This window comes from Bordetella bronchialis (genome assembly GCF_001676705.1).
GTDB lineage: Bacteria > Pseudomonadota > Gammaproteobacteria > Burkholderiales > Burkholderiaceae_B > Bordetella_C > Bordetella_C bronchialis.
The window spans coordinates 697,301-710,403 of record NZ_CP016170.1; the positions used below are offsets into that span (position 1 = coordinate 697,301).

A 13,103-nucleotide genomic window follows, 5' to 3' on the forward strand; every position below is an offset into this window, starting at 1 on the left:
TCCCGGGTTACGCGTCCGCCGGCCGCTCCCCATAATGCACAAATTTGGCGCCAATATTGTCATTTCCAGGAGTCCCCGGTGAAATCCCTTCCCTCAGCGCAAGTCGCCCTGGCCGCCCTTTTCCTGACGGCCGCGGGGGTGGCGCAGGCGTCGTCCTACGTCATTTCCGAGCCGGCCGATATCCGTTCCACCAATCCGGGCGTCAACCGCGACGACACGACGGACGGCGTAGTGCTGAATATGGTGGAGGGGCTGGTCGGTTATCGCGCCAACGGCTCCGTGGGACCGCTGGTGGCAAGATCCGTCGATGTATCCGCCGACGGCCTGACCTATACCTTCACCCTGCGCGACGGCGTCAGATTCCATAACGGCGACACGCTGACTTCCGCGGATGTCATGTGGAGCTGGCAGCGCTACATGGATCCGGCCACCGACTGGCGCTGCCGCAGCGAGTTCGACGGCCGCAATGGCCTGAAGGTGGAAGAAGTCTCCGCGCCGGACGGCAGGACTTTCGTGATGAAGCTCAACCGGAAGTCCGCCGTGTTCCTGGATACCCTGGCTCGTACGGACTGCGGCATGACGGCCATCCTGAGCAAGGCCTCGGTCAAGGCGGACGGCAGCTGGGACAAGCCGGTGGGCACCGGCCCGTTCATGTTCGGCGAATGGAAGCGTGGCGAATACATCGTGCTCAAGGCGTTCAAGGACTACGTCTCGCCCCCGGGCGACAAGGCCGACGGCTATCTCGGCAACAAGAAGCCGCTGGTGGACGAGGTCAAGTTCCTGGTGGTGCCCGACGCGTCCACCGTAAAGGCGGGCCTGCTGTCCGGCGCCATCGACGCGGGCCAGATTCCCTATACCGATGTCCCGGAGCTGAAGTCGCAGAAGCAGGTGCGCATACAGGTTGCCTCGGATTCGGCCAAGCACACGCTGCTGTTCCAGACCCGCGATCCCTTGCTGAAGAACGTCAAGCTGCGCCAGGCCATCGCCGCGTCGCTGGACATTCCGCAGATCGTGCAGGCGGCCACCGAAGGCCTGGGCACGCCCAACGCGTCGGCGGTGTCGCGCGATTCCGCCTTCTACGACAAAGTCCAGGAACAGGCCTACCGCTACGACCCCGCCCTGGCCCAGAAGCTGCTCAAGGAAGCCGGGTACAAGGGGGAGAAGATCGTCATCTACGCCAACAAGCGGGCGCATGTGCCCAGCTACCAGGTGGCCGTCATGGCGCAGGCCATGATGCAGGCGGTGGGCATCAATGCCCAGATCGAAGTACTGGAATGGGCCACGCAGCTGGACCGCTACAACAAGGGCAATTACCAGATCAGCTCGTTCAGCTATTCGTCGCGCCTGGATCCCGCCTTGAGTTATGAGCAGTTCTCCGGCAACAAGGACAAGCAGCCGCGCAAGGTCTGGGACGATCCCCAGGCGCAGGCGCTGATCGACGAAAGTTTTTCCGAGCTCGATCCCGCCAGGCGCCAGGCCATCTTCGACAAACTGCATCCCCTGATGCTCGCGCAGGCGCCGTTGATCCTGCTGTCCAATGGCAACCAGCCCTGGGGCGTCAGCAAGCGCCTGACCGGCTTCACCGTATGGGAAGGCAAGCCCTTCGCCTGGGGCGCGAAGGTCAGCGAATAGCGCGCCGGCCCAGGCCCGGGCGGCGGGGGAGGTCGCCCGCCGGGTCTCGCCGGCGTCGCTTTGTCTTAAATACGATTGCGGCCGCTTGCCGCCTGGCGCGGCGGCATACTCTCCTGCCTGTTTTTTTTCGTGGCCCCCCACACACAGGTTTGAAGAATGCCGCGCCCGCGCCTGCCGATCGCTTTGCTGTTTGTTGCTCTACTCTGCGCCTGCCTGGGCAATCCGGATGTCCAGCGGCGGGCGGACCGCATCGTCGACGGCATGGACACGCGCCAGAAGATCGGCCAGAAGATCATGATGGGGCTGCGCCATTGGTGTCCCGACAGCGAACCCACGTGTCGCGACGACATGGTGGCGCTGCCTCCCGCGCTTGCCGCGACATTGCGCGACAACGCCATCGGCGGGGTGGTCCTGCTGGGCGGGAACATCGTGGACCTGGAGCAAACGCGCCGGTTTACCGGGCAGATCCGCCAGGCCAGGGCGCCGGACAACCCGCTCGGCATGTTGATCGGCATCGATGCGCAGGGCGGCAACGCGGTGCACCTGCCGCGTACCATGGCGGCCTTCCCCGGCAATATGGCGCTGGGCGCCGCCTTCCAGGGCAGCCGTGACAGCAGCCTGGCCGTGGCGGCCGGGCGGGTGCGGGCGACCGAAATCCGCGCGGTCGGATTCAACGTCAATTTTGCGCCGGTGGTGGATACGAACCGCGATCCGCGCAACCCGGTCGTCAACGTCCATGCGTATGGCGATGACGCCGACACCGTGGGGCTATTGAGCGGCCTGGCCGCTCAGGGCGCGCGCCAGGCCGGCGTCATCAGCGCGTTCAAGCACTTCCCGGGCCATGGCGGCACGGTCTCCGGCGCGCATCATGGCTCGCCCAGGGTGGAGAAACCCCGGGCCGACGCCTATGCCGCGGACCTGGCGCCGTACCGGCATGCCATCGAGTCCGGACACGCCCCGGACATGATCATGACCGCCCACATCCCGTATCCGTCGCTCGATTCAAGCGAGATCGCCTCGCGTACCGGGGAACCCATCATGGTCCCGGCCACGCTGTCGCGCAGGATCCAGCACGACCTGTTGCGCGAAGAACTCGGCTATCGCGGTGTCTCGATCACGGATGCCTTTTACATGAGCGGCATCGGCGAACATTTCGAGCCGGCCGACGCCGTCATCAAGGCCTTCCAGGCCGACGTGGACATCGTCCTGATGCCCCTGGACATCCACACCCCCGCCCAGGTGCAAGCGCTCTCCCGATTGATGGACGAACTCGTGGCCGCCGTCGACAGCGGCAAGATCGATCGGGCCGAGCTCGACCGTTCGGTCAGCCGCATCGTGCAAATGAAGCTGCGCCACCGTATCACCGCCAACGGGGAACGCGACGCGCTGCCGGACCTGTCCGTCATCGGCAGCCCGGCCCATCGGGAAGTGGAAACCCGTATCGCCCGCGCGTCCATCACCCTGTTGCACAACGAGGGGCAAGTCTTGCCCTTGAAGGCGCCCGCGCAGCGGGTCTTCATCCTGGCGCCCCGGGCAGAGCAGGCCGAGGCCATGCGCCGCCGCTTCGTGCAGCAAGGCCACGCGGCCACAAGCGCCGCGGCATTGGGCGCGATGTCCTGGGAGGCACGCAAACAAGCCATGGACAAGGCCGACGTGGTCGTCATCGGCACAATGGCCGACGCGGCGCCGCCGGTGAAAAAATTCACCGGCATCCCGCCCGCCACGCCGGACCAGGCCCAACAGGCTCGCAATGCGATGGAATACGCCAAGGAGCAGGGCAAGTCGGTCATCCACGTGGCGCTGCGCGCACCCTATGACGCGGTCGATTACGACGACATCGCCGACGCCACCCTGGCCGCCTATTCCTGCGATGGCGACGAATCGGGCTTGCGCTATCCATCGCTGCCCCTGCTGGTGGACGTCATGGTCGGCGCCAGCCCGGCCACGGGCAGGCTGCCCGTCGACATCCCCATGCCGGACGGCAGCGGCGGCGTGGGCCCGGTCCGCTACGCCCGCGGCTTCGGGCTGTCGCTGTAATGCCGGTCGGTCAGGGTGTCTTCGCGACTTCCCAGGCTCGCGCGCGCTTCAAGGCCCAGGGCGTGTAGCCCTTCACCGTCTCCCGAAAGGCCCCCACATCCAGTCCGTTGAACAGGGGCATCATGGGCGCATCGGCCAGGAAAAGCCGGTGCAGCTCGTCGAAATGCGCCTGGCGCCGCGCGATGTCGGTCGTCCTTGACGAGGCTTCGATCAGCGCCAGCGCCTTGGGGTCATCCCATACCTTGCGCGGCTGTTTGTTCTTGTCGCCGGCCATCATCTCGTAGTTCAGGCTGGGGTCCAGCCGCGCCGAATACGGGAAGGTCATCATCTGGTATTTGCCGCTGTTGTAGCGGTCCAGCTGCGAGGCCCATTCCATGACCTCCAGCCGCGTATTGATGCCCACCGCCTGCAGCATCGCCTGGATGATCACGGCGGATGTATAGGTCTCGGGGTAGCGCTTGGTGGCCAGGATGACGATCTCCTGCCCCTTGTAGCCCGATTCCGACACCAGCTTGCGGGACAGCGCCGGGTCGTACTTCCAGGTCTGCTGCTGCGCCGTGTCGTAATAGGAAGAGATCAAGGGCACCATGGACGTACTGGGCTGCATGAGCCCGTCGCCCACTGCCGCCACCAGTTGGGCGTTGTCGATGGCGTGCACGATGGCTTGCCGCAGTTTGACGCTGGAGAGCAGCGGATCGCGCGTTTGCATCAGCAAGGCCGTCAGGCTCATGACCGGCGACGATGCCACCTTGACGCCGCGCACCTCCTGCATGGGCTTGACGTCGCTGTACGACAGGTCCTGGATGATGTCGATGTCGCCGCGCTGCAAGGCGGCCTTCGCGGTCGCATCGTCCGGCACGATCATGAAGCGCACTTCGTCCACCAGCGGCCGCTTGGAGCCGGTGAAGCCGTCCGGCTTGCCCTCCTGGTTGGCGTAGCGCGGGTTCTTCACCAGGCTGATGTACTGGCCGCGCTTCCAGTCCCGCAGCATGAACGGACCGGTGCCGATGGGCTTGTTCCACGTGCCGTCGGCGTTGAGCGAATCGCGGTGGACCACGCCGCTGCCGGCGCAATCCGGACGCGCCAGCGATGCCAGGAACAGGCCGTAGGGCCGGTCCAGGCGGTACACCACGGTATGCGGGTCGGGCGCCTCCACGGCGATCACCTTGGCGCCGCCGCTGCCGTCGAAGTCGCCGTGGCAGCGCCACGCGGTCTTGGGATCCATGAAGTAATCCCAGCTCCATACGACGTCCTGCGCGGTCAGCGGCGCGCCGTTCTGGAAGCTGACGCCGTCGCGCAGGGTAAAGGTGTAGGTCTTGCCGTCCTCGCCGATGCGGTAGGACTTGGCCAGCAAGGGCTTGATCTCGGCATGTTCGCCGAAGGCGACCAGCCCCTCGACGATATGCATCACCACCATATCGCTGTTGGCGTCGCGGTTCACGCCCGGCTCGGTGGAACGGATATCGGCGGTCATGGCGATGCGCAAGGGCGTGGCGTCGGCCGCGCGCGCGATGCCGGTGGCGGCCGCCAGGGCCAGCGCCAGGGAAGCGACGAGCACGCCAAGGTCGGGGCGCGGGATCCGGTCGTTCGTTTTCATGCGTGCTCCTTGCGCGTTCAGCGCCCGGCTGTCTGGCCGTGGGTGTGCACCGTGGGTTCGGCTGTCAGGCTATAGCGGGTATAGACGCGGTTCAGTGCAGGCAGGGGAACGACGTCCATCTCGCCCACGGCGGGTTCCATCACGACCATCGCCACGGAAGCCGACAAGTTGTCATGGCTGCCGGGACGTGGCGGGCGGCATACCGAATAGGGCGTGCCGAAGTCGTCGAAAAACGCCGTGCGCAGGTCGTCGCGCGTCAGCGCCTTGCGCTGGTTCAGCAGCCGGCGCACGCGCCAGTCGCGGTACTGGCTTTCCGGCGTGCTGGCGCGCCCCGTGTCGCGCAGCTTGCACAGCGCGACCTCGCTGACCCAGTGATTGGCATGCACGATCAGGTCGTCGGCGCCGGGGTAGATCGGAAAGGCTTCGTCCGTCGTGCATTCGAAGTCGATGCCGAAGCCCTCCGCCATGCCCAGCATGATGTTGTTCGAGCAGGACTTGGGCGTCGTCGCCACCGCCTTGATGGCCAGCGCGAAATGCTGCTGCTCCAGCACCTTGCGGCGGATGAGCGACAGCGGCACCCCCAATTGCTTGAAGTCGCGATCCGACTCCAGATAGTTGGCGGTGATGGAGATCCCCTTGCTGTTCAGGCCGCTGCGCGCCAGCCCGCCGGCCTCGACGAAGGTAAGCATGTCGGGCCCGTCGTCCTGGCGGATGCGCAGCACGATGGACGTCTCGGCGCATTCCGCGCGCCAGTCCCAGTTCTGGCCGTGCAACAGCTTGCCCGTGGCGGACCGCTCCGGCAGCACCAGCGCGCCGGTGCAGCCGTCGCCGGGCTCCAGTTCGGCCGCTTTCTTTTTCTCGGCGCGCGCCTTGGCGACCACTTCCGTGCGGGCGTTGATCATGACGATGTCTTCCAGAGGCACGCCGGCGCCGTCGGCGATGCCGCGCATCTCCTCGATGTAGTGCGGGCCATAGGCTTCGATTTCCTTGGCGAAGGACTCGATCAGCCGGCCGCGCGCCGCGCTGTCGTAGCCCAGCGACACCAGGGTCTGGCCGTACATCGCGGCGCTCTTGCGCACCCGGTCCACCGCCGCGCGGCCGTATTGCAGGCCGCGTTCATAGGGTTTACCTGCGACCGAGATAAAGGGGAATTGCTCGGGAGTGGCGGCCATGGCGTATCCGCGTAAGGGGAAGGAGCCGCCCGGCGCGGCGCGAGGGGCGGGGAGGAGGCCGGAAAATTCTATCCCAAATTGGCGCCAAAAATATTCGGGATTATCCCAGCCCGGGCGTGACTTGATCCGAATGGCAGGGCGGGCAGGGAACAGCGCGTGCCCGGTTCGTACGCAATCACGCCGCTTTTTGGCATGCGTCCGATCTCGATCAATCACGAAGGCGTCCATGGATCTCTCCATCAATACCCAGAGCTTTCTTCCGACGGTTGCTCCGGCTGATCCCTCCGTTCCCACGGGCGAGCAGCTCGCCCGATACCGCCGCGAATTCCGCGACGCCCATCAACTTGTCCACTTCGATGCCATCGGGCCCGTTCTGCTGAGCCTCGACTGGGCGGCCCGGTACACCGAAATCCAGGCGGTGTTCGATCTCTTGGCGGCCACCGGCACCGGGCGCATGTTGCTGGCGGATATCAAGGCCTGCACACAAAAAGGCGAGCGGATCTCGCTGGGCGTCGGTGGCGCCGTCGATCCCGACGCCGCCGACCGGTGCGGGGGGCGGACGCTCATAACCTGGGACGACGGCATCCGCTGGGAATTGCTGCGTTACGCCGGCCCCTTGCTGGCAGGGAACCGCGATCATGACGCGTACACGTGCCTGATCCACAACGCCGCGGTGGTCCGCAACTTCGCGATCCATCGCCTGGCCGCCGATCTGCCGCTGCCGGAGCCCGACGATGTCCAGCGTGCCTTCATGGCGGAGCTCGCCGTGCGTGCCGCGCCGGCCGTCGATCCTGCCCATGGCGGTGCGCCGTTCGACACGCCTGCCGCTTCGTACGATCCCCAGCGCTTGCCGCGGTGGCCCGGCGCGCTGACATTTGACGGGCTGGACGGCTTGATGCCGGCGTGGCTGACGGAGCAGGCCATCCACGTCCGGGACGACCTGACCGAAGTGCTCCAGACCGTTCGCCGCACCGACATGGGCCAGCGGCTGCTGCACGAGCTGCAGGTGTATGGCCGTGCCTCGGCGGTGCTGGTGGTGCATTGCAGCCGCAACGGCAATCACGGCGTGCGGCGCCGCGACGGCACGGGGTTCTGGGGCTTCAATGCGTCGTCGCTGAGCCTGCGCGCCTCGTCTCCCGCGTTGACGCGCATCGAGCGGCAAGCCAGCGGCGCGGTGGTGGAGCTGCTGCGGGCCCGCACCCTGTTGCAGACCCAGCTGGGGTTTCTGGGTACGGAAGCGACCATGCCCGCGGCCCAACAGTTGTTCGAACGGGAGCTCCTGGAAAGCCGCCGGCAGCGCGTCCCGGGCAAGCTGGAAGAGATGCCGCCGGCAATACGGCAGCCACCCGATACCCCTGCTGTCGGCAGCATGCCGGTTTCGCGGGATCAAGGCGGGGCGGCACAGGCCTCCATCCCCGCGCCGCCCTTGCCGCCGCGCGCGAACCGGATGCCCGCGCCGGCCCACGGCTCGCCTCCGCTTTCGCCTTCGCTCTCGCCGGCAGCCGCTTCGTCGCCCGTACCGTTGTCGCCGGCGCCTTCGCCGGCCTTTCCCGCGCCCGCGGCTTTCGCCGGCGCGCTGGTCGTGCCGGACGATGCGGCGCCCGTCCTGGACGCGGGCATGGCCAGCCGTACGCACGGCAGTGCCGATTCGGACGCCGGGCCGGCAGACGCCAGCCCGCCACGCCCGGGCCAGTTCAGCCGGCCCAGCCGTTGGCTGCGCAACGCGCGCGCGCTCGCGACTTCGCTGGGCCAGCTCGTTATACCGTCGTCGCGCAGCCCGTCGCCGGCACGCCCCGAGCCGGCCGTGTACGCCGCCCCCATCGCACGCGATGGCGCCAGCGGCTATCGCGCCTAGGAAGAGGCAGCCATGCACATCACGCTTTCAACCCCGCTTCCCCCGTCACCCCGTACGGAAAGCCGCGCGCTGCCCGGCGCGGCGCAGCGCCTGGATACGCGCAATGCGCAGCATTACGGCCGCGCCCATTTCGACGAGATCGGCGATATCTATTTGGCGCAGGCATACAGCCAGAGCGACAGGCAGATACGCCTGATCGAGATCTTCAAACTGGTCGCCACCACCGGCACGGGACGCGCCATATTGGCGGATCTCCGCGCCTTGTCCAACCAGGGCGTGCGCATCGCGATCGGCCCGCGCGACGATTTCGATGTGGCCAGTACCCATGTGCCCGCTCTTGGCGTATCGGCGACTGTCGACGGCGCGGTCCTTTGGGACTGCAAGCTGGCTGAGCAGGGCCTGGGGACATCGCATCCGGAGCCAGACGCTTATAAAAGCCTGATCTGGGAACTGGCCCAACTGCGCAATCTGGCGGCCGAGCGCGCCTGGCCAGGTATTCCGCCGCTGCGATCCAAGGATGTCGAACCCGCTTTCATGGCCGAATTGGCCATCGAGACCGCGCCGGCCTTCGCGGCATCCCGGTTCTGCCCGGCGTTTCCCGTCTGGCGCACCGACGCCAATTCCTCCTATCTGCCGGAATGGAAACGAGGGGCCACCTATTTCGACACGCTCGATATGCTCATGCCCGCCTGGCTGACGGATGGTGGCCAGGCGGTGCGGGAGGACGTGATTGTCGTTCTCCGGCAGCTCCAGGAGACCGTGCTGGGCAAGCGCCTGCTGACGGATCTCTGGGTATACGGCCGCTCTCGCGTGATGCTGCTGATCCACCACAGCGCCAGCGGCAAGGATGGCGTGCACAAGGTGGGCGGCAACACGCCCGTGTGGTGCTTCAACAAGACCGCGCTCGCCGGGCAGGCGCAGTCCAAGGACCTGACCGATCGCGAGGCCCGGGCCAGCGGCGCCTTCGCGGAACTGTTGGTCGCGCGATGCGGCCTGGCCGCCAAGGTCGGCGTACTGCAGCAGGGGGCTGATGTACTGGAGGCGCAAAAGCAGTTCGAGGCCGAGTTGATCGATGCACGCCAACGTCCCCGGACGCCTGCCGCGATGCGCGCCCCGGCGGATCCGGCCGCCAGGACCGTGCCGGAGATGCCGCCGCAGCGGCCACGGACCCTGGGCATGCCGGTTCCGGACCAGCCCACCGCGCAGGTCGAGACCCCAGCCCCGCAGCAAGGCTGGGCCGCGGGCCAGGAAGACATTACGCGCAGTCCGGGTGCGCAGGCTCCTGCCAGCCGGGACAGCCGCATTGCGCACTGGCTGCAGGAGTCCGCCCGGGCGTTTGCCCGCTCCTTTGGCGACCGCGCGGCGTCGCCGGCGCGCAGCCTGCCCGGACGATCCGGCGTGCCTAACGTCTACACGCGCGCTCCCGCCCGGAGTCCGTCGCGGGGCCCGGGCCTCTAGCCCGTGTCGCAGCCATCCTTCTCCCATCCGCTTTACAGGAGCGCAGCATGCAAACCACATCGCCGGCGGCATCTTCCGGCTCACTGCTCCACCTGCCTATCCCCTTGACGACGGGGACGCCGACTGTCGGCCCCGGGCATGACGGCTATGTCATGGACGATCTCGACGGCATTTGCACCGTCCTGGTCGCCAAGGACTATATGCCTTTTCGATATCAGTTCATGGAACGTATCCGTCTCATCGACAAGGAGCCCTCCGGCCGCGTGCTGTTCAACAGGCTGGCCGAGATCGGCACGCGCCTTGGCGTCTTTCCGGTGCTGGATCTCATCGTCCCGCCCTGCGATGCGGCCAGCGGCGCGCCGCCCGCCGACTGGGATGCGCTGGTCCGCCAGGCCAGGCCCACGGTCCATATGGAGAACGGGCGCTGCGTCTGGGATCCGCTCCTGCAGCCCTTGGAGCCGGGCAGCCCGCACTATGCCAGCCAGTACCGCCAGGTAGAAAGCTACCTGATCGCGCTATGCCAGCAGCTTGCCGCGGACCATACAGAGAACTCGGCCACCGGCTTCCGGGACGTGCTTCCCGATCCGTCCGTGCCGCCTGAACCAAGTGCGCCTCCGCCCGGGTACGTTCCGCTGCGCTTCGCGCCGGTGCTCGACATGCGCGTTGCCGCGGCCGATGCATCGCCGGCCGCCTCGCCGGGCATGCCTGGCGCCGCTCGCCCGGCATTCGCCGGCGACAGGGGCCCGGAAACACGGAACGCCCTGCCTCTTTGGGAGGGCAGGACCACGTCGCTGACGGTACCCGGAAGGACGAAGCTGCGGGTCCGCGTCAGCAAGCAATTGGCGGAGCGGATGAACGAGGTGCGCGAGACCTTGCGGACTCTTGGCGGCACCCTGTATGGCTACCTGCTGTTCCAGGCGCTCGCCTCCTGCGCCAAGCAGGGCGAGACGCTGATCGTGGCGGAAGGCAACGGTAAGTCCGGCCTGACCACGACGCAGGACGGCGCACTGGTGTGGCTGTTCGACCGCGCGGACCTGTCTCGGCGTTGCGCGCGGCACGGGATGTACGAGCGGCATCGATTCCTGTACACCGCGTTTTTCGACCTGACCGCCGCCCAGGACGTATTCGGCAGGCGCCTGGGCCATACAGAGGCGTGGATGGAGGACAACTGGATAAGCGGCCGCTCGGCGATGGACGGCATCTACAACGAGATCAAGTCCGACCGCGAGCCGGCGCACTATCCCTCGGACGCCGGGCCGTCCAGCGCGGAGAGATCCGGCGTGCGGCAGACGTATGACGCCGACGCGGTCTATCAGGCCAGCGTTATGCGCCGCCGCGATGCCCAGCGGCGGCGCGCGGGCACGCGGGGCGGTGCCATGGAGGGTTCCTCTTTCCTGCGGGGCGCCCTGCGCCGTGTTGGCGAGCTGATCCGCACCGTGCCCTCGCGCCTGGGCTTGACGGACAGCAGCACGTCCGCGTCGGGCGCCGCGGCTTCGGCCTACGGCGACCTGCTGCCCGCCATGCGCGCCCCCGCGATCCCTAATGAGTACCAGCGTGTGAATCCCGGCCGATAGGGCGCCGCCGCGGCGCCACGATCCGCACGCAATAAAAAAAGGCCAGGTCCGGGGACCTGGCCTTTTTCTCTTGCGGCGCGGACCCGGAACTGGCCGGGCCCGTTGGGCAGGACTTGCTTAGAAGTCCATGCCGCCCATGCCGCCCATGCCACCGGGCATGCCAGCCGGCGCGGCGGGCTTGTCTTCGACCAGCTCGACCACGGCGGCCTCGGCCGTCAGCAGCAGGCTGGCGACGGACGCGGCGTTCTGCAGGGCGGTGCGGGTGACCTTGGTGGGATCCAGCACGCCTTGCTCGACCAGGTCGGCGTACTCGCCGGTCGCGGCGTTGTAGCCGTAGTTGCCCTTGCCGTTCAGCACGGCGTTGACGACCACGCTGGACTCTTCGCCGGCGTTGGCGACGATCGTGCGCAGCGGCTCTTCGACGGCGCGCAGGATCAGCTTGATACCGGCGTTCTGGTCAGGCGTGTCGCCCTTCAGCTGGGCGATGGCTTGCTTGGCACGCAGCAGGGCCACGCCGCCACCGGCCACCACGCCTTCTTCCACCGCGGCACGCGTGGCGTGCAGGGCGTCTTCGACGCGAGCCTTCTTTTCCTTCATTTCGACTTCGGTCGCGGCACCGACGCGGATCACCGCGACACCGCCGGCCAGCTTGGCCACGCGCTCTTGCAGCTTTTCACGGTCGTAGTCCGAGGTGGCTTCCTCGATCTGGACGCGGATTTGCTTGACGCGGGCTTCGATGGACTTGCTGTCGCCAGCGCCGTCGATGATGGTGGTGTTTTCCTTGCCCACTTCGATGCGCTTGGCCTGGCCCAGGTCCTGCAGCGAAGCCTTTTCCAGCGACATGCCGGTTTCTTCGGAGATGACCACGCCGCCCGTCAGGATGGCGATGTCTTCCAGCATGGCCTTGCGGCGGTCGCCGAAGCCGGGCGCCTTGACGGCGGTGGTCTTCAGGATGCCACGGATGTTGTTCACCACCAGGGTGGCCAGCGCTTCGCCTTCGACGTCTTCCGCGATGATCAGCAGCGGACGGCTCGACTTGGCGACTTGCTCCAGCACGGGCAGCAGGTCACGGATGTTGCTGATCTTCTTGTCGTAGATCAGGACGAAGGGGTCGTCCAGCGCCGCGACTTGCTTGTCGGGGTTGTTGATGAAGTAGGGCGACAGGTAGCCGCGGTCGAATTGCATGCCTTCGACCACGTCCAGTTCGTTTTCCAGCGACTTGCCGTCTTCGACGGTGATGACGCCTTCCTTGCCGACCTTGTCCATCGCGTCGGCGATGATCTGGCCGATCGAGGAATCGCTGTTGGCCGAGATCGAGCCGACCTGGGCGATTTCCTTGCTGGTCGTGACGGGCTTGCTCAGCTTCTTCAGCTCTTCGACGGCGGCGGAGACCGCCTTGTCGATGCCGCGCTTCAGGTCGATGGGGTTGAAACCGGCGGCCACGTACTTCAGGCCTTCCTGGACGATGGCCTGGGCCAGCACGGTGGCGGTGGTGGTGCCGTCACCGGCGTTGTCGGAGGTCTTGGAGGCGACATCCTTGACCAGCTGGGCGCCGATGTTCTCGAACTTGTCCTTCAGTTCGATTTCCTTGGCAACGGACACGCCGTCCTTGGTCACCGTCGGGGCGCCGAAGGAGCGCTCCAGCACGACGTTGCGGCCCTTGGGGCCCAGGGTGGTTTTCACAGCGTTGGCGAGGACGTTCACGCCGCGGACGATACGGACGCGGGCGTCATCGCTGAACAGGACTTGCTTGGCAGCCATAGTGGTTCCTTACGGGA

8 protein-coding genes are annotated in these 13,103 nt (G+C 66.9%); 5 read left to right on the forward strand and 3 right to left on the reverse strand.

All coding sequences use genetic code 11. The features are described from left to right. Positions 1 to 78: 78 nt before the first annotated feature. Both BAU06_RS02990 and BAU06_RS02995 read left to right on the forward strand, forming a co-directional pair. Complete coding sequence (locus tag BAU06_RS02990) at positions 79 to 1,632, forward strand: ABC transporter substrate-binding protein (protein WP_066344142.1); 1,554 nt, start codon at positions 79 to 81, stop codon at positions 1,630 to 1,632. A gap of 156 nt (positions 1,633 to 1,788) precedes the next feature. Further along, positions 1,789 to 3,669 carry a glycoside hydrolase family 3 protein gene (locus tag BAU06_RS02995; RefSeq protein ID WP_156770133.1) on the forward strand — a complete coding sequence of 627 codons (1,881 nt, stop codon included), beginning with the start codon at positions 1,789 to 1,791 and terminating at the stop codon, positions 3,667 to 3,669. Between the two features lie 10 nt (positions 3,670 to 3,679). Here BAU06_RS02995 and BAU06_RS03000 read toward each other — a convergent pair whose 3' ends face one another. Together BAU06_RS03000 and BAU06_RS03005 are read right to left on the reverse strand one after the other, a co-directional pair. Continuing rightward, the gene (locus BAU06_RS03000; RefSeq protein WP_066344143.1) at positions 3,680 to 5,266 is read right to left on the reverse strand and encodes an ABC transporter substrate-binding protein; all 1,587 of its coding nucleotides are present in this window, start codon (positions 5,264 to 5,266) and stop codon (positions 3,680 to 3,682) included. A 17-nt stretch (positions 5,267 to 5,283) separates the two neighbouring features. After that, complete coding sequence (locus BAU06_RS03005; protein WP_066344144.1) at positions 5,284 to 6,438, reverse strand: C45 family autoproteolytic acyltransferase/hydolase; 1,155 nt, start codon at positions 6,436 to 6,438, stop codon at positions 5,284 to 5,286. Positions 6,439 to 6,664: 226 nt separating this feature from the next. Between BAU06_RS03005 and BAU06_RS03010 the strand changes: the two genes are divergently transcribed. Genes BAU06_RS03010 through BAU06_RS03020 form a run of 3 tightly spaced genes read left to right on the forward strand, consistent with a single transcriptional unit; the run spans position 6,665 to position 11,325 of the window. After that, positions 6,665 to 8,293, forward strand: coding sequence for a hypothetical protein (locus BAU06_RS03010; RefSeq protein WP_066344146.1), 1,629 nt, complete (start codon positions 6,665 to 6,667; stop codon positions 8,291 to 8,293). 12 nt (positions 8,294 to 8,305) lie between these two features. Then, positions 8,306 to 9,751, forward strand: a complete 1,446-nt coding sequence (locus tag BAU06_RS03015; RefSeq protein ID WP_066344149.1) for a hypothetical protein — start codon at positions 8,306 to 8,308, stop codon at positions 9,749 to 9,751. 47 nt (positions 9,752 to 9,798) lie between these two features. Continuing rightward, complete coding sequence (locus BAU06_RS03020; protein WP_156770134.1) at positions 9,799 to 11,325, forward strand: hypothetical protein; 1,527 nt, start codon at positions 9,799 to 9,801, stop codon at positions 11,323 to 11,325. A 117-nt stretch (positions 11,326 to 11,442) separates the two neighbouring features. Here BAU06_RS03020 and groL read toward each other — a convergent pair whose 3' ends face one another. Beyond that, on the reverse strand, positions 11,443 to 13,086 hold the full coding sequence (groL, locus tag BAU06_RS03025) for a chaperonin GroEL (protein WP_066344151.1): 1,644 nt from the start codon (positions 13,084 to 13,086) through the stop codon (positions 11,443 to 11,445). Positions 13,087 to 13,103: the final 17 nt, after the last annotated feature.

Excerpts from the sequence above, each read along its gene's own strand:
- BAU06_RS02995 (WP_156770133.1), top strand. The coding sequence starts at position 1,789 with ATGCCGCGCCCGCGCCTGCCGATCGCTTTGCTGTTTGTTGCTCTACTC.
- BAU06_RS03000 (WP_066344143.1), bottom strand. The coding sequence starts at position 5,266 with ATGAAAACGAACGACCGGATCCCGCGCCCCGACCTTGGCGTGCTCGTC.
- BAU06_RS03005 (WP_066344144.1), bottom strand. The coding sequence starts at position 6,438 with ATGGCCGCCACTCCCGAGCAATTCCCCTTTATCTCGGTCGCAGGTAAA.
- BAU06_RS03010 (WP_066344146.1), top strand. The coding sequence starts at position 6,665 with ATGGATCTCTCCATCAATACCCAGAGCTTTCTTCCGACGGTTGCTCCG.
- BAU06_RS03015 (WP_066344149.1), top strand. The coding sequence starts at position 8,306 with ATGCACATCACGCTTTCAACCCCGCTTCCCCCGTCACCCCGTACGGAA.
- BAU06_RS03020 (WP_156770134.1), top strand. The coding sequence starts at position 9,799 with ATGCAAACCACATCGCCGGCGGCATCTTCCGGCTCACTGCTCCACCTG.
- groL (WP_066344151.1), bottom strand. The coding sequence starts at position 13,086 with ATGGCTGCCAAGCAAGTCCTGTTCAGCGATGACGCCCGCGTCCGTATC.